12 protein-coding genes are annotated in these 15932 nt (G+C 67.0%); 3 read left to right on the forward strand and 9 right to left on the reverse strand.

Annotated elements, in window-relative coordinates; all coding sequences use genetic code 11:
* Positions 1-1058: 1058 nt before the first annotated feature.
* From FNH04_RS07440 to FNH04_RS07470, 7 genes are all read right to left on the reverse strand, one after another.
* Positions 1059-1385: a hypothetical protein gene (locus FNH04_RS07440; protein ID WP_152781586.1), complete on the reverse strand. Its 327-nt coding sequence runs from the start codon at positions 1383-1385 to the stop codon at positions 1059-1061.
* Between the two features lie 638 nt (positions 1386-2023).
* A complete protein-coding gene (locus tag FNH04_RS07445) occupies positions 2024-2344 on the reverse strand; it encodes a DUF6527 family protein (RefSeq protein WP_152781588.1) in 321 nt (106 codons plus the stop codon).
* Positions 2326-3711, reverse strand: coding sequence for a ThiF family adenylyltransferase (locus tag FNH04_RS07450; RefSeq protein WP_152781590.1), 1386 nt, complete (start codon positions 3709-3711; stop codon positions 2326-2328). Before FNH04_RS07450 ends, FNH04_RS07445 begins: the two co-directional genes overlap by 19 nt.
* A complete protein-coding gene (locus FNH04_RS07455) occupies positions 3708-4097 on the reverse strand; it encodes an E2/UBC family protein (RefSeq protein ID WP_152781592.1) in 390 nt (129 codons plus the stop codon). The genes FNH04_RS07450 and FNH04_RS07455 overlap by 4 nt, the downstream gene beginning before the upstream one ends.
* Before the next feature lie 20 nt (positions 4098-4117).
* Positions 4118-4579, reverse strand: a complete 462-nt coding sequence (locus FNH04_RS07460) for a multiubiquitin domain-containing protein (RefSeq protein WP_194236591.1) — start codon at positions 4577-4579, stop codon at positions 4118-4120.
* Positions 4580-4772: 193 nt separating this feature from the next.
* Positions 4773-5288 carry an ImmA/IrrE family metallo-endopeptidase gene (locus FNH04_RS07465; RefSeq protein ID WP_152781596.1) on the reverse strand — a complete coding sequence of 172 codons (516 nt, stop codon included), beginning with the start codon at positions 5286-5288 and terminating at the stop codon, positions 4773-4775.
* Positions 5275-5595, reverse strand: coding sequence for a helix-turn-helix domain-containing protein (locus FNH04_RS07470; RefSeq protein ID WP_194236592.1), 321 nt, complete (start codon positions 5593-5595; stop codon positions 5275-5277). The genes FNH04_RS07465 and FNH04_RS07470 overlap by 14 nt, the downstream gene beginning before the upstream one ends.
* 265 nt (positions 5596-5860) lie before the next feature.
* Here FNH04_RS07470 and FNH04_RS07475 point away from each other — a divergent pair, with 265 nt between their 5' ends.
* Positions 5861-8572 carry a hypothetical protein gene (locus FNH04_RS07475; RefSeq protein WP_228031208.1) on the forward strand — a complete coding sequence of 904 codons (2712 nt, stop codon included), beginning with the start codon at positions 5861-5863 and terminating at the stop codon, positions 8570-8572.
* 364 nt (positions 8573-8936) lie between these two features.
* Here the strand turns inward: FNH04_RS07475 and FNH04_RS07480 are convergent, their stop codons facing one another.
* Both FNH04_RS07480 and FNH04_RS07485 read right to left on the reverse strand, forming a co-directional pair.
* Entirely contained in the window at positions 8937-11843 is a 2907-nt protein-coding gene (locus FNH04_RS07480; protein WP_152781602.1) for a CHAT domain-containing protein, read from the reverse strand.
* A gap of 146 nt (positions 11844-11989) precedes the next feature.
* Positions 11990-13810 (reverse strand): CHAT domain-containing protein, encoded by a 1821-nt coding sequence (locus tag FNH04_RS07485; RefSeq protein ID WP_194236593.1) that lies wholly within the window; start codon positions 13808-13810, stop codon positions 11990-11992.
* Between the two features lie 258 nt (positions 13811-14068).
* Between FNH04_RS07485 and FNH04_RS07490 the strand changes: the two genes are divergently transcribed.
* Together FNH04_RS07490 and FNH04_RS07495 are read left to right on the forward strand one after the other, a co-directional pair.
* Entirely contained in the window at positions 14069-14512 is a 444-nt protein-coding gene (locus FNH04_RS07490; protein WP_152781606.1) for a hypothetical protein, read from the forward strand.
* A gap of 15 nt (positions 14513-14527) precedes the next feature.
* A complete protein-coding gene (locus tag FNH04_RS07495; RefSeq protein ID WP_152781608.1) occupies positions 14528-15445 on the forward strand; it encodes a hypothetical protein in 918 nt (305 codons plus the stop codon).
* Positions 15446-15932: the final 487 nt, after the last annotated feature.

Consider the following 15932-nt stretch of genomic DNA (forward strand, 5'->3'; position numbering starts at 1 on the left):
AGGAGCAGTTGTTCGGCCCCGCCCCCACCGCCGAGGAAACCATCAGCCGGTACACCGACGAGCTGGTCACGGCGCAGCCCCGGTGACCAGCCCGCATGCCGGTCCGGCCGCCCGGGCGGGGCCCAACCGGTGAGTGAGAGGAACCGCTCTGACAGATCGCCGTACATTCTTGCCGCACCCGGAATGGGACCTGTCGGGCCGACTCCAGCCGGGCTTCACCTGAACTGGCAAAACCATGGCACCTGCTGCGGTGGCAGCGGTTCGTGACAGCCAGGAGTTCTCCAGGGGAGCGACTGTGGCGCGAGGCCAGCCGAGAGGGTCGAGTGACCCATCGGGGCCGTTTCCCCTTCGGGCCGTTTCCTTGCCCCTCGGCCATCGCCGGGACACTTCCTCAGCAGCGACAGGTTTTCCACAGCACAGACGGCAGCCGACGTCGCCCTACCGTGTCCGCGCACCCGCCGCGCCGGTATCAGCACTGCCTCCGCCGTCGGCCCGGTGCGCCGAAACACCGTCGGCCTGGACACGTCTGTGCCGTCCCGGCCCCTGTACGGCCCCTGGGTCTTGACATCGCCCCCCAGGCAGTCGCCCAGACCGCGAGCGACACCCTCGATTATCTACTCAGCCGCAGGTCAGATGGGCTGGAACTCCCCCGACCGCCGCCGGACCCCAAACCCACGAGCAGCGGATTCAGTCCGTTCAGGCGATGTTGACGATCCGACACCCAAAAAGAACGTTTCCGCAGGTCAGAGACCTGCATAGGTGGGGCGGGTGGGACTCGAACCCACGGCCGACGGATTATGAGACTTTGACTGATCACTTGCCGGGGGACGCCCGAATACCCCGGAAGAAAGGGGGCGTTGGCACCTTTCATGCTCCTGAGCTGGACGAACGCGCGCTGAGGCGAGTCCTGGTACGTCCCGGCCTGTCCATACCGTGTTCCTGGGTCCAGGGCCGTCCGGGCTCACACTCGGGCTCACAACCGGACTCATAAGGACCGCCCCGGACGCGCCCCCCAGAGCGGTTCCGCTCACCCGCCGCCATCGACGCACCAGCAGGGTTCACAACCCGTGCCGGTCGAGGATGGACATCAGCTTGCGCCTGCGCTTCAGCTCCGTCCTCAGCGCAGCAAGGCAGGCGGTGAACTCCTCCTCGGTGCCCAGCGCCCGATGGCAGGCACGGGCATCGAGCAGCAGGCGCGCCATGCGCTCGTACACACGGTCCCCGGTCGGCTCCTTCAGCTGCCCCACCAGTCGCAGGTACACCGCGAGCGCGTCGACCAGCCGCGTCTCGCGCGAGAGGTCGGCGAGCCGCTGCAGCTGCCGGTCGTCGGCACGGCCGATCGCCTCCCGCCAGGCGGCATCCAGGTCACCGTCGTCGAGCAGCACGGGCCCGCCGTACCAGCCGTCGCGCCCCGGCGTACGTCGTCCCGCAGGGCCGCGAGTGCCGCCTCGCGCTCCGTCTCCCAGCAGTCGACGGCCTGAGCGGCGGCACGCAGCTCGCCCCCCAGAACCGGTCCCAGCGCACGAGACCACCTCGGCCGACCGACCCGTAGGCAAGTGGCGGGCACACACGTGGTCGTCCAGGCGGCCGCCGACGTGCTCCTCGGCGGCGGTGCGCCGCAATCCGCGCTCCGCCCGTGCGAGCGCCTCGTCCGCGCGGTCGGCCGCGTCCAGCTCCTCGGTGATGCACAGATGCGAGCCACCTGCCGTCGTCTGCCGGGTCGCCTTTCCGCAGCCCGCTCAGCTCCTCCAGATCCAGCGCCACAACTGACAGCCCGGCCTCCGAGGTCCCGATCGCGGCCGCCCCCAGGCTCTCCGTGGTGACCCAGCCCCAGCTGCGTCCGCAGAGGGCAAGCCACGTCCGCGCCTGCTCCACCGCACTGGATGCGCCCCCGCACGACCACGGGCCAACACATCGCCCATCTGCTGCAAAGCGCTGGCTCCGTCGAATGCCCGGGCAACAGCTTCACCACGACACCACCGTCGGAGAGGGAAGAGACCTGACCTCCGGTACACGTCTGCGCTCAGGCCCAGTGGAGGTGCCCGTTGCGGATGATGTAGTGGCAGCGGCTGCCGGGCAGCGTCTCGTCCACGCTGGGCGTGAGGGTGAGTGGTGAGGACTTCACCACAGTCCATCTCGGCCGCCGGTCGGGGTTCAGGTTGACCATGACGCGGTGCCGTTGCCGACAGGGGCAATCGAAGACCAGCCACTTGGGGCTGGTGGCGGTGCCGACGATGATGGCCTGCTTGCGGCGGAGATGTTCCGGTGTGTCGTAGACACTGGGGACAGTGGCGATGATGCGCCAGCGCCGCCACCAGGGCCAGGTCAGGCGGTGCTTGGCCATGCCAGCCCCCAGTAGCGGTCGGTGTCTCCGAAGCTGTGTGGATCGGTGAGGGTGCAGTAGTGGCCCTGTTGCAGTTCCTGGGTGTTTGTGGAGGTCTTCCGGTCGTGGATGCGCAGGAGGGTCTCGGTGGGGGCAGGTTCGGGGCCGTAACCGACCAGGCGTTCCAGCAATTCGTTGACCGCTGCGGCGGCGGTGGCGGTGGTGTAAGCGATCACTGCTGGCTCGGTGCCGGGGAGGACGGGAGCGTAGCCCTCGCGCTGGAGTCGGGCCTGTTCTGCGGGTGAGCGTTCCTGGGCGGCGGCGATTTGTGGGGAGACCCGTCTCCGGCACAGGAGGCAGGCGGCTCCCGGGTGCAGGACGGTGACGCGTCCGATGATGTCGCGGACGCTGTGGTGCTCGTCGGCATCGATCTGGACGCCGCAGTCGATGAGAGGGGTGAGGTACATGGAGGAGAAACGGGACAGGCGCATACGGCCGGCGTCGTCGTCGGTGCAGCCGAACACGATGTCCGCTCCGACGACCTGCCGGGCGGCGCTCAACTGGCTGACGCTGCCCACGACCGCGGCGACAGCAACATCGGGGGCGACGCGCCGGAGGTGGTCGGCGAGTACGTCGACCTTGTGGCGTCCCACGTCGTGGGGGGTGGATCCGTAGACCCGCGTGAGGTTTGTGTCGGAGAGCGTGTCGGGGTCGATGAGCGTGAACTGGCGGACTCCGAGGCGTACGAGTTGCTCTGCCACGGCGGAGCCGGTTCCGCCAGTCCCGACGATCGCGATGCGCAGTTGAGAGAGGACGCGGGTGATGTCGGTTCCGAATGCGCGGATGTGACGGTCATGCAGGTGGGGCAGATCGGGGGCTGCTGAGTCGAACGATTGCAGGAGTCGGAAGCGCGCTCCGGCGACGAAGATACGGTCGATGGCGGCTTGGTCGTCGCCGGTGAGGTGCCCGGTGAAGGCGAGGTGTCCGTCGTGATGGCCAAGGATGAGTGCGCCGTAGGTTCCTGTGCCGGTACGAATGGCGAAGGTGTCGGCGAGTTGCTGGTCCACCATCGTGTCGTGACGGCTCGGCCGCGGGGTGCTGCCTGCTGACGGGTGGGTGTGGACCCACAGGGCCACGCTCTCCGTCTCCTCCGCGGTGCGCAGGGCGGGCATGAAGCCCTCGGAGGTGATGGTCATACTCTGGTCCGTGCGGGACAGGTAGGTGTGGACGGGGACGGGGACGAGCCGGACGCCGATCAGGCGCAGGCCGCCGTCGGAACATCGGGCACGGCGGGCCAGGAGGACCGCTCCTGTCTCCACCGGCTGCCGCGCGAGATGGCCCAGCGCGTCGGCGAGGTCCGGGGGCAGCACCAGGGTGGTGGTGTTCATGCGGTGGCTCCCGCCGCCTCGCGGAGTTCGGTGCGGATCAGGGCCAGGTAGCTTTCGAGGCTGTCAGTTCCAGCGAGCCAGGCATCGGGGGGTAGGTGGCGAGACCAGCGCTGCCAGGCCCTGCCTCGGTGGGTTTCCTGCTGTTCGGTGGCCGGGATTACAGCTCCGCGAGCGGTCGTGACTGCGGGGGCCATCCACCACATGTCGGGGGGCACATCGGGATACAGCGGTGCCAGGCGCAGCAGGATGTCGGCCCGAGCGGTGTTCAGACCGCGAGGCAGGGCGACATCGTTCAGCTGAACGCAGAGCATGCCGTCCTCGTCGAACACGTCGTAGGCATAACCCTCACGACTCAGGTACGCGTGGTCCTCAGCGGGCAGATCCATGACGGTCCCCCGCCTCTCTCTCAGCGGGCGCCGGGGTTGATGCGCCCCGGCGCCGTGAAGAACCGTATGCCGTCGCGCAGCCTGACGACCTCGTCGTCAGCGATCTTCTTGTCCTGCTCGTCGATTCTGTCCAGCCACAGGTCGCGATCGGGGGCGACGGGCGGGGTAGGCAGGGCGCGCAGTTCCTGACCCGTCATCCGCTTGCGGGTCACCGTGTAGGCGATCCGGTCGATGTGGAGGGTAATCGGGTGTTCGGAGAAGAACCGCATGCCCGGGGCGAGGTCGAGGCTCTCGCCGTCGGCCAGGGACCGGTCCGGGGCGTCGGGGATGTCGAGCCACAGCTGCCGGTCCTCTGCGATCGGCGGCCGTGGCAGGCGGCGCAGGTCGGCTGTGGTCACTCGGCGTGCATGGGACTGGTACTCGTGGCCGTCGATGAAGATCGACACAGGAACACCGTGGGCCGTCGAGCCGGTGTGGGTCATGAAGTGCGCCTTTCTCGCAAGGGCTGCTGGACGCGCGGGTGTGGTGCTCGTGTTGCCGGTGTGGCACCTGCGCCGCATCAAGGACAACACACCGGATGCGTGCACTGCAATCCACATGAGGGACAGTTTGACTGTCGTAGGTTCGCACAAATGAAGGCCGCACGAGGCGGCCTTCACCAGGAACCGACCGGGCTCAGCTGGGGTCGGAGATGATGCCCAGATTCATCAGGCGGTAGTTCATGGCCGTCTGGCTCATGTCGAACCGCTCAGCCAGCTGCTCGACCAGATCCTCCACTGTGTGGAACCGCAACCTCTTGACCTCGCGTCGCACCATCGTCTCCGGGGCGAGGAGTGCAGCGGCGAAACGGTTGGCTTCGATCTCCTCGCGGTCCGTCGCCATGCTGGAGACGGTGTTGCGCAGGTTCACGCGGGTCTGAGCGTCGAGGATGAGCGGACGGCCACGATGCAGCAGGAGGTGCCCGAGCTCGTGCGCCACCGTGAAGCGCTGCCGCTTGGGGGCGTGGTTTTGATTGACGCCAATCACCTGTTGCTCCTCTCGGCGCAGCAGCATGCCGGACACGTCATCCTTCATCTCCTGGTGCACGACAAGGACGTTCAGCTTCTCCGCCAGGAGTCGGGGGTCCACCGGTGGCTCGTCGATCCCGAACCGGGCCAGCAGTTCCCTCGCTGCAGCATCAGCCCTGGCCATCACGCGCTCCCATCGTCTCGGCAGCGGAGACGACCGATGCCACCGCGTCCGCCAGGTCGGCCGGGAGGTCACTGGTGTGCCCCTGCGGCTCCAGGGACGGCAGCAGATCGGCCGGCTCCACCGACAGGGCCGCGGCAATCCGGGCCAGGCGGTAGGGCGGCGGCGCTTGGGCGCCCGACTCGATGTTGGTGATCGACCCTCGGGTGAGCCCCGTTTTGCGGGCCAAGTGCTCCTGCGTCAGCCCGACCTGCAGCCGGGCATCCCGCACACGCCTGCCGATGCCCGCATTGAACGCCTTCTCGTCCACACCACTCCCCGGATGACAGCCTCGCTGACATAAACCTAGTACAGAAGACCTGTAGTCGCCACAGTGCCTCGTCAGCCCGGCGCTACTGCATCACTCCACGAGGTGCCAGACGTGCCTTGCCACGACCAGGCTACGGCTGGGCGGGGCTGCGATCCGCTCGGCTCCGGTCGGGGGACGCTGCGCCGCAGAAGGGCTGCCGTGGACCGACCGCCTGGGCGCCTGCGCTCGCGGCAGGCTGCGCGTGGGCCGCCGTTACCCTGGCGGCGTGTACGAAGACTCCTTGTCGGCAGGCCAGGTCCCTCAACCGGATACAGTTCCGTCCCCCGCCGCTCCGCTCGATGCCGAGCAGCTGCGGCGCATCACCTCCCTGCACAGCGGGTTCACCTACCAACATCTATACGCGGTGGGCTGCTTGCTGCGCCTTCAGGAGGCTGGGGCGCGGATGCTGCGGGTGGAGCGGGATGAGGACGTTGAGGTCTCCTTCCCTACCCGGCATCTGTATCTGCAGGTCAAAACCCGGCAGGGCAATCTGACGTGGGGGGACGTCAAGGGATCGGTTGAGCAGTTCAAGAACATCCGCACCGAGCACGCGGCGGGCCGGCGCCCCGGTACACCGAAGCTCATCGTGGTCACCAACACCACCCCGGGCCCGGACCTGCTCACGAGGATGAAGCAGGCCGACTGGCCGACGGATGTGTCGCTGCTGTGGCCTGGCAGGCCCCACGAGGAGGAGACCTGGCTGCCCCCGACCGCCCTCGATCTCGACGGTGTCTTCGCGTGGTGCACCGAGCAAGCCAAACGTGTTCCGTTCGGATCGCTCGACGGGAAGACACTGGTATGGAAGCTGGCTGCCCGCATTCAATACGCGTGTACGGGCGCCCACAGCCAGGCCTTCGCCGTCAATGAACTGCCCGAGGTGTATGAGCAGTTCGTCAAGGAGCTGCAGTCCTTCCCGCAGCCGCCCGGCGTCTACCGGCCGCACGGCGACGAGCCGGAGCTGACCGGCGAGAACCTGGTGCGGCTGGTGACAGGGTTCTCCGGTGCGGGCAAGACCACCTGGGCGGCGCGCGCTGCCGCCCGCTGCCCGCTGCCGGTCACCTACTTCGACGTCGCCCAGATGCCGCCCGCCGCGGTACCCGGGGCGCTGGCGCGGGAGATAGCGGCCCGGCACCTGAGCGGACCCGCTGCTGTCAGCCTGCCGCGCGGGGTCGGCGTCGACGTCCTGCGGGCCGTGCACAGTCACCTGGCCGACGGCATCACCATCGCAGTCGTCGTCGACAACGTGCACCAACTTCCGCCCGATGACGTCCGGCTGCTCATCCATGCGCTGCCGACGGCCCACGTCACGCTGCTGGGACAGCCGCGCCCGGAACAGATCCCACTCGCCGCTCACCTGGGCATCACCGCCGAGTCGCTGCCCGGCTGGGAGATCGACACCGTGGCCGCCGCGTTCGCCGCCGAAGGCTGCACCCTGGACTACCCCACCGCGCAGCGCGTCCTAGAGCTCACGGCCGGCTTGCCTCTGTTTGTGCTCAGCTCTGCGGTGCTCACCCGTGATGTCTACGCCCGTGACGGTGCCGCCTTCTGTGAGGCGGTGCAAGCGCAAACCCACCTCACCCCCACACCCCAGGAATACATCCTGGCCCAGATCTTCGAGCACCTCTCGGCGCAGGCGCGTACGGTCACCGGTCTCCTATCGATCGCCGAGGTCCCGCTGAGCAGCCCCGAACTGCAGCAGCTAGCCGCGGCGGCCGGTCTTGTGCGGCCTGCCGCGGTGGCCCGGGCCGCACGCGAGCTCGCCGGGCTGGGGCTGATGCAGACCTTCGCTGACGGCCGCATCACCCTCCACGACGCCCTACAGCCCTTGGCCATGCAGGCCGCGGAAGGCCTGTCCGAGGAAGCCACCGGCCACGTCGCGCAGACCCTGAGCAGCCTTCTCGAGGGGCATCGGGGTCTTTTGCGGCTGGCCCGGTGGATGCGTCTGCTGGCTGGCACTGGCCAGATCGACACCCTGCTCGAACTTACCGGACAGGAAGGCTTCTACGAAGGCGGCTACCCTCGTGAACTGCGCACAGTGATCGCCGACGTGGCCGAGGAGACCAGCCGGGACACCGTCAGCCGCCTGGAAGCGCACAACGCGCTGGCCACCTGGGCGTACGAGAACGACGACTGGGACACCTGGGCACGGCACGTGCACGCCATGGAAGCCCTAACCGAGACCGGCGGCGGCCAGATCGGCCCGCGGGAGAGAGTTCTCCTGGCCACCCGGCAATTCACCCTGTACGGGCACACCGGCGAGGTCGAAGCCCTCGACACAGCCTTCCGTGCAGCCCTCGCCGAGCTCCCCACCGCGTCTTCGCATGAGAGAGCACTGCGCTACGCCTACGCACACGGCCTCTACCACGCGGGCGCCTACCAGGACGCTGGCAAGGCCGCCGTGGAACTCGCCGACGCCTACTGTCGCCACCTCGGCCTGGAGGTCGACCACCTCGTCGGCAACACTGCCGCGCTGCAGGAGGCCTGCGAGCGCAGTGAGACACCCGACGACTTCAAACGCCTCGCCGACTGCTTCGCCCTGTTCGTCAAGTGCTGCCGTCAACTCGATGCCGACTACGGCCCGATGGCATTCCCCGCGATGAAGCTGTACTTGTTCACCGGGGCGTGGCGCTCCGCCATCGACCTTGGCCAGGACGTGGTCGAGTCCATGATGCGCGTCGACGAGACCCAAGCGGCCCTGGACCTGATCGACCGACAGCTCATGCCCGTCGCACGTGACTACAACCTGCCCGAACTGTTCGTGGGTCTGCGGTCACAACGCGCCGTCGTCCTGGCCTGCACCGGAGACATCGCCGCAGCCCGAGCGGAGATCAACAGCCTCGCGCAGTACGCAGTCACCCCCGATCAGGCCAACGACATCTACCACCAGACCGGCATCATCGAAGCGCTCGCCTCACGACCGTCAGCGCCCTCACCGTAAGCCGCACGCCCGCAAACTGTCCCGGCTGGCAAGGAACGAGGACGGCCCCCACGCCCGGTTACGGTGAGTTGGCGATCGACACAAGCCGGGGGCTCGGCCCAAAAAAGGCACCGTTGACATTGATGACGCCTCTGATGCACGCACGCTGAGACGAGTCTTGGCGGGGTCTTGCATCGTCCGCGTCATGTTCTCCGGTCCAGAAGCGTTCGAGCTCACAACCTGCTGAACCCACGGACGTATACAGGAGATCTTCAGCGCTGCCGTGTATTGGTCGTCGGCACGGCCGCAGGTAAGAAGATCGGAATAGATTATGCCCCAGGCATGTATAACCTCTCCTTGAGAGGCTTCAGCAACGGGCTGTAGTTCAACTTCCGGCATATAGAAAGGCTCCCCAATGGCCGATGCCGGCAAAGGGTTGTATGCGGGCCCACCGTGCTCGTGATCGGGCGGACTGCGGGGCGGTGTCGGCCAATTCTGGCATGTGTGTGATGAGTTCCTCGTTGGTCATGTCTCGGAGGCGGAGTTGGGCCAGGCGGAGGGCTTCAGCGGGGGATCGGGATTCCCACTCCTCGTAGAAGAAGGTGGTGAGCAAGCGGACGGCGAGATCTCCCGGTTGCCAGAGTGCGGCCACACATCCCTTCGCTCCCGAGATCACCAGGGAGTAGGGCAAGGGGACGGGATCCGACAGAGCGGTAGTGCCATACGTGCCGCTGTCGCAGCTCGACACGATGATGAGAGGCGATCGGATGCCCTGCGCGAGCATGCCTCGCACCGTGAGGCGCCCGTCGTCCAAATTGATCCAGCTGTCCAGGGGAGAAAGAGGATTGGTGCTCCCGTGTCCGGTGAAGTGAACGACGCAGCTCTCGCTGTTGAGTACTTCGGAGATCGAGGCCCGGTCGAGAATGCCGTCCCACAGGTCGTTGCGGCGGAGCCACCGCGATGGGGCTGCTTCGGTTTCATATGCGCACCCGTAGATCCGCATGCCCACACGGGACGAGCGCGGTGAGCGGGGAGCTGTCAGGCAGGAAGCGCTGGGCGCATAGCTGAGCAGCCACTCGTCCAGTAGATAGCGGCGTTTGGCAGGGGTAGCGGAGTCCTGTCGGAAGGCTGCGTGCAGTGGCAGCAGCCGGAGATGCCCCATGGGAATGAGGACGACGGGCCGCTCGGGGTCCACTGCCTGCGCCACAGAGCCCAAGCAACGGCTCCACAGTTCGGCACAGGTCTCTTCAAGCACGCCTGCCCAACGCATCGATGCCCGGTCTTCGTTGGCGGCCGCTTGGAAGCGCCGTGACAGGTCGTTCACGCGATGGGTGTCGAAGTCGGACAGGAGCACGGAGCGGACTCCATTCCTGTCCGTGATCAGGGCGGCGCCGCCCTCAACTGTTGTGAAGAGATGCACGATCTGCTGGTTGTCCAGCCGCCGCTGGACTTCCTCCAGAGGGGCGGGTGGCACCAATCGCGCTTCGGTGCCCCACGGCGCTGTCGAACCGAGTGACTCCAGGCTGGAGCAGACCTCTTCCAACACGAGAAACGCCTCGGCCAGCCGGCCTTGGCGCACATAGGCGTAAGCCATTCCCGTACCGGCACGCCGCTTGGCATGAGCCCAGAGCGTGGCGTGCCCCGGACGTGACTCGGCGCGTGGCTGATCACTACTGAGCCACACTTGGAGGTAGGCCGCAACTGCCTGCGACCAGTCGTTCGATTCAAGGGCCAGATCGCCAACGATGGCACTGTCGGGGACGAGCGCCGCTTCCTGCGTCACCTCTTGCTGTTCTGCGGCGGTCAGATACCGCAGTAGCGCTCGTTTCCCAGCCCCTGGGTCTCCGTCCAACTCGGCCAGGGCCGACTGGGCCTTGGCACAGAGCAGCCCGAACTGCTTGCGGTGTGCCGATCCGGAGCTCTCGTGCAGGAAGTCCTCGCCGAGGTGGCAGGCCTGCTCCAGGGCGGCGGCATCCCCGATGGATGTTCCGTAGTAAATCAGGGCCAGGACGGCATTGTGCAGAGCCTGATGACGTTCCTCGGACTCCACCGGAGCGAGGCGCGCCGCCTTATCGAATGCGGCCAGTGCGGTAGGCAGGTCGCCAGCAGGGTGTTCCCACGCTCCTCTCGGGTTGGTCGGCGGGTGCTGAAAGAGTCGCATCATCAGACAGTCGCCGAGCGCCTGCAACTGCTCGGACGCGCTGGTCTGCTGTGCCTCAGCGGCAAGGGCAGCCTCCCGCCACAGCCCCACCGAGCGGTCGATGTGAGCTCGCTCGCCGGTCCGCAAATGGAGAGCCGAGCGCAGACCGGCGGCCCAACCGAGCGTTGCCGTATAGGAACTGCTGGTCAGCGGCAGGACCCCCAGCGCCAGCTCGCCCGCGGAGACAGCCCGGTCGAGATCACTCCTATCACCCCGTGCGTCGTACAGGACGATGCTGGCATCGGCGAGGAATTGCAGCATGTCCGGGCGCTGGGCCGGTCGGCAGTTGATCAGCCCCGTCTGAAGAAGCTGCACGGCGGAATCCAGGTCTTGGGACCGGTGAGTTCGCAGTGCGCGGTTGTACAGCGCCTCGGCGAGGTTGCGTCGAGTGTCCGGAACGACGTCTTCAACCAGGAAGACATGGGTGCGTTCCGCGACGTCGGAGTCCGCCGCCTCACGCAAGACCTGGACCGCTTCCTCCAAGTCGTCTTGTCGGCCTTCGACGTTGAAGCTTATGAGCAGCATCCAGCCCTGTGTGTTGGCCAAATCCCGCCACTGGGCCGATGCCCTGGCTTCTCGGGCTCGCTGCCGGGTCAGCTGAGACAGCGCCGAACGGAACTCCTCCGCCGCCGTGCGCTCTCCGCGCTGTGACCGGTAGCGGATCGACTGCGCCACTGCCAGCAGACGCACAAGGTCGGTCCGGCGTGGGTAGCGCGGATCGCTCTCTCGCATGGCTGAGGAAAGCAGCCCGATGGCCTCCTCCACTGCGGCCTCCTCCACCGCACCTGCTTCGAACGCGGTCAGCAGGGCATTGGCGAGGGTGTAGCGGGCGAGTACGGCACCGAACTCCGAGGCGATGTCGTGCTCTGCGCGCCGCAGACCGGCGAGCGCGCGTGCCAGGTAGGAGGAATCCCGACAGATCTTGAAGGCCTCCAGGTTCGCGACACCGGAGCCGAAGGCGAAGTAGTGATGCAGTGGCCCGTCAGGAAACGTCTCCGCCGTGCGCTCGAGGATATGCAAGACCTCGTCGACGCCCGACGCGGACTCGGCTGCGCGGAGCCTTTCCGCACAGATGGCCGTGATCTCCAGCACCAGTTGAAGGGCCTCCTCGGTGCTGTCGTGCGGCCGGGAACGCAGTTCCTCTACGAGCTGCTCCGGATCCCTGACACCCGGCGATGTACCTCCGCCGGGTCCGTCGGCCGTGTCATGGCCCGGCCGCGCGCTAGGCCTCTTCGGGCTCACGCCGCATCACCCCCCGTGGTGCAAAACTGGCCGACGCGCTCCACCTGCATATGTGGATGTCCGAAGAACTGGTACGCCAACGCACTAGACGCAAGGTCTGTGTCGCCCCCGGTCGCCGCGGCACGCAACGAGCGCATCACCTCCGCGGGCTTCTCGCCCTTCAGCACGCGATGATAGAAGGCCAGGGCGAGACACCGCGCGTCCCGGTCGTCGAGGGACCACAGAGGTGATACGACTGCACCGGCTCCGACGTAGAGAAAGGCCTGCACGAGCCCGGCGTAGCCACCGAACACGCCCTGCACGGCGCTCGCCTTGCAGGCGTTGAGGAAGACAAAGGTATCGCCAGGGAAGTCGTACGCCTTAACGGTGGTCGGATCGAGCGTCATCCCGTCAATCATCACCAGCCCGTTGTCCCAGCCGCCCTCTGTATGCTGGCCGTGTCCCGCGAAGTGGACGATTCCGGCAATCGGTCCGTCACGGAAGTAGCTGATAACGTCGGTGAGACTCGCCTCGACACTGGTGGCGCCGTAGCTGGCCCGCAGCGTCGCGGCCTCCAACTCGGCCTCACGCAGCCGCTGCCAGCCGTCGGTCTCGTAGACACCGGAGATCACCGTCATGGAGGCGGCCCGCACCACCATCGGCGGCGGCACCGTGATCCGCCGGTCGGCGAGTACCCAGCGGCCCAGCGTGACCTGGCAGCCCAGGAACGCAGGCCGGTCGCTGGACAGCATGTCTGGGACGACGGCCAGCTCCCACGGTATATACGCCTCGGCCGACTGGAGCAACACCGTGGGCACCCGAGGCGATACGGCCTCGGCCACCTGTGCAAGCACATTCCACAGGCGAGTCGGCATCACATCGGTGATCTCCTTGCCCAGGCCGGTCATGAAAGCCATGAGATCGGGCCGTCCCCTGCGACTCGCCATCCTGGTGATCAGGGAGGTGGCATACTGCGCGGCGTCATCACCCACGTAGCACTCGTCCGGTAGACCGGGCACCCGGACATGGGGCGACTGATACTGGAAATGGAAGCGTCCAGAACGTTCAGACGGGAGGATGGTGACGGTGAGGTCGGCCGGCTCGTCTCCCCGGGGCAGCAGCAGCGCCCGGGGCGCGCCGCTCGTCGCCTCCGCGCACTCACCGAGCACGGTGGGGTCGCTGACGACGGCGATGGAGCGCACGCCCAGCCCCACCACCTCGCCGGCGACGCTGTAGAGCACGTGCAGTGTCCCGGACCATACCCGGCGATTCTTCGAATCAGCGCGGACTCTCAGAACGTGACACGGATAGCGTTCCGTCTCGGTTACGCGCAGGTCCACGGTCCAAGAGTCGCCCTCCACCAGGGTGAAGCCCTCGGCCAGGGTCTGCACGGTGACGGTGAGGGGCCAGGAGAAGCCATCGCTGCGCACCGGATTGCCCACCACGGAACCGATGATCTCTGGCGACAGCCCTACAACGATGCGGAACTCCCAGCCCGCGACGACCTCGCCGGGAGCCTCGATGCGAGGATACCCGCAATACACCGAGGGATCGGCCGCACTTTCGAGTGCCGGTACCGAGTCGGCGAGTCTGACCGCATCAAGAACCTCTTCGCGGCAGACAGCGCGGCGGGCCTCCGTTGGCTCCAGCAGTTCCTCGAAGCGTGTGATGGCCTCGGGATGCGCCAGCACCGCACTCACCACGTCATCAGCGAGGACTTCGGGATCGGCTCCGTCATTGTCTGCGAGGATCGCGCTGAGATCCTTGCGAAGCCCGGCTGCCTCCCCCAGTTCGGTCAGCAGCGTCGCTGCCGCTGCCAAGACGCTTTCAGGCTCCATCACACTCCACCGCGCGAACTTGTCCCCCCGGGACACGGGCCCCGCCCACGCCTGCGCCTGGGCGACCGGCACGTGGTTCAACGACCGTAGCAAGGGTGATGCCTGTGGTGTATTCGAAGACGAGAACTCCCGGGGCGACGGGTACACAACAGGATTGCCACGACAGTCCGGTGGGCCGATGCCCCGCGGGTCCATGGAAGCCGAGCCCGCGTATGTCAACTTATTTTACGGAAAGGCCAACTGTGGCACCCTAAGGTGGTGCCAATCGAAGACGCCCCGCCGCCCCCGGACGATCCGAACCCGGCGGGGATCCTGGATGCTGCTCGTGCGATCCGCCCGTATCTCCCTAACCTCCTCGCCTTTTCGCCAGGGTCGGCCGCACGCCTTGACGACGAACTCGCCCAGCTACTGGAGAAGAGCGCCGAACCGGATACTGCGGATCGCCTCCGGCGAGTACTGGAGAGCAATCCGGTCACCGAGGTGTGGGTCTCGCAGTTCCTGGAGTTCGATGTCCCGCCGGACTTCATCGCCCCAGGGACTCGCGGGTCTGCGACGTCGGGACCGGCGGGAGACGGGGAAATCGTGCGACCGGGCCCCAAGTTCGTCTGTCCGGTTGGCGGGGACGTTGTCTGGTGGCGGCGGCACGTGGGACAGGACATCCCCCGATGCACCACACACGGCGTCACCCTGGTCAAGGTCTGACGGGAGCGCATCGAGGTGTTGGGGAAATTCTGGGAGAGCATAGGCACCAAGCTCGGTGAGAAGTGGCTCGCCGTCGCTCTTCCCGCACTGCTTTTCTGGGCATTGGGAGCCGCCGCGTACGCCCACGCCCATGGCACCGCCGGTTTGGTCGACCGGGCGAAGTCCCTTCAGACACAGCCCGTCGTCCTGCAGGTTCTTGCGCTCGTCGCAGGGCTGCTCATCATCGCCGTGTCGGCTCAACTCGTGAACTGGGTCTCCCAGCCCGTACTTCGTGGCCTGCAGGGCTACTGGTGGCCGCCCCTCCGCTCGGTGCGTCGGTACCTCACCGACCGACAGACCCGGCGTCTGCATCCGCTGCAGGACCGCTTCGACGAACTCGCGCCCCTGATCGCGAACGGAACGGCGGACTCGGAACAAGAGTGGGAGTACCAGCGCGCGGACCTCGAACTGCGGCGCTGTCCGCCCCGCGCGGCGCTGCATATGCCCACCCGATTGGGAATGTATCTGCGAGCCGCCGAGAGCGAGGCCAAGGACAAGTACGGCCTCGACGCGGTTAAATGCTGGCCGCACCTCTGGGCCCTTCTTCCAGACCAGTCGAGAGCCGACCTGTTGGCCGCCCATGCGGCGCTTCAACGATCGGTTACGTATGTCATCTGGGTCGTGCTCGGGATGGTCTGGGCCTGGTGGGTGCCCTGGCTGCCGCCGATCGCGCTGGTTCTGGCGTGGCTGCTGCACCGGTTCTCGCTGATCCCGAACGCGGCTGCCTATGGCGATCTGTTCCGAGCCACCATGGACCTCCACCGTCGCGCGCTCTACACCGCAGTCTCTTGGCCTCTGCCACTGAACCCGGCGGCGGAACGGGCGGCTGGGGAAGAACTGACGGAATATCTATGGCGAGGCAGTGACCGGGCCGACGTGACGTTCGAGGCATAGCCTTGGGCCCGAGGCTTACCGAGGACTGTCCGAGCCACCGTCCTTTCAGCCCGTGGTCGCCGGACTCGGCGCCGTCAGGGAGAGAACGCCAGGCTCGCAGGTCTCGTACTCGATCGTCATCCCGGCAACGTGCCCTGCTTGCCGTTCGCTTCGGCGTCGGTGAGCAGGGCTTCGGACGGCAGCGGATGTCTCTAGGTGTGCTGATCGGACGGGTTAGTGACGCGGCTGGCTGAGGTTTGGCCGCTGATGCAGGTGTGTGAAGCTGGAAGGCGCATGGACAGTCTTCGCCACGCTGGTTACGGCGTGCCGCGTGCTGGCCGGCGAACTAAGACTCTTCATCCCCGACGCCGCCGCGCGAACCACCGAGCATGTGACATCAATCGACGGGTGTCTGCCGGCCGCACGCTCGCTCTTTCCGCGGCCTCAAGACACGCACACAGCCCGCATGACACCCCGTGATCAGCAAGCCCCCTCTCTACCACCCGCC

It is taken from the genome of Streptomyces phyllanthi (genome assembly GCF_009377205.1).
Taxonomy (GTDB): domain Bacteria; phylum Actinomycetota; class Actinomycetes; order Streptomycetales; family Streptomycetaceae; genus Streptomyces; species Streptomyces phyllanthi.

Bases quoted from the DNA above. Each gene is read 5' to 3' on its own strand.
- FNH04_RS07445 (WP_152781588.1), bottom strand. From the start codon at position 2,344: ATGGCCAAGCACCGCCTGACCTGGCCCTGGTGGCGGCGCTGGCGCATC.
- FNH04_RS07450 (WP_152781590.1), bottom strand. From the start codon at position 3,711: ATGAACACCACCACCCTGGTGCTGCCCCCGGACCTCGCCGACGCGCTG.
- FNH04_RS07455 (WP_152781592.1), bottom strand. From the start codon at position 4,097: ATGGATCTGCCCGCTGAGGACCACGCGTACCTGAGTCGTGAGGGTTAT.
- FNH04_RS07460 (WP_194236591.1), bottom strand. From the start codon at position 4,579: ATGACCCACACCGGCTCGACGGCCCACGGTGTTCCTGTGTCGATCTTC.
- FNH04_RS07465 (WP_152781596.1), bottom strand. From the start codon at position 5,288: ATGGCCAGGGCTGATGCTGCAGCGAGGGAACTGCTGGCCCGGTTCGGG.
- FNH04_RS07485 (WP_194236593.1), bottom strand. From the start codon at position 13,810: ATGGAGCCTGAAAGCGTCTTGGCAGCGGCAGCGACGCTGCTGACCGAA.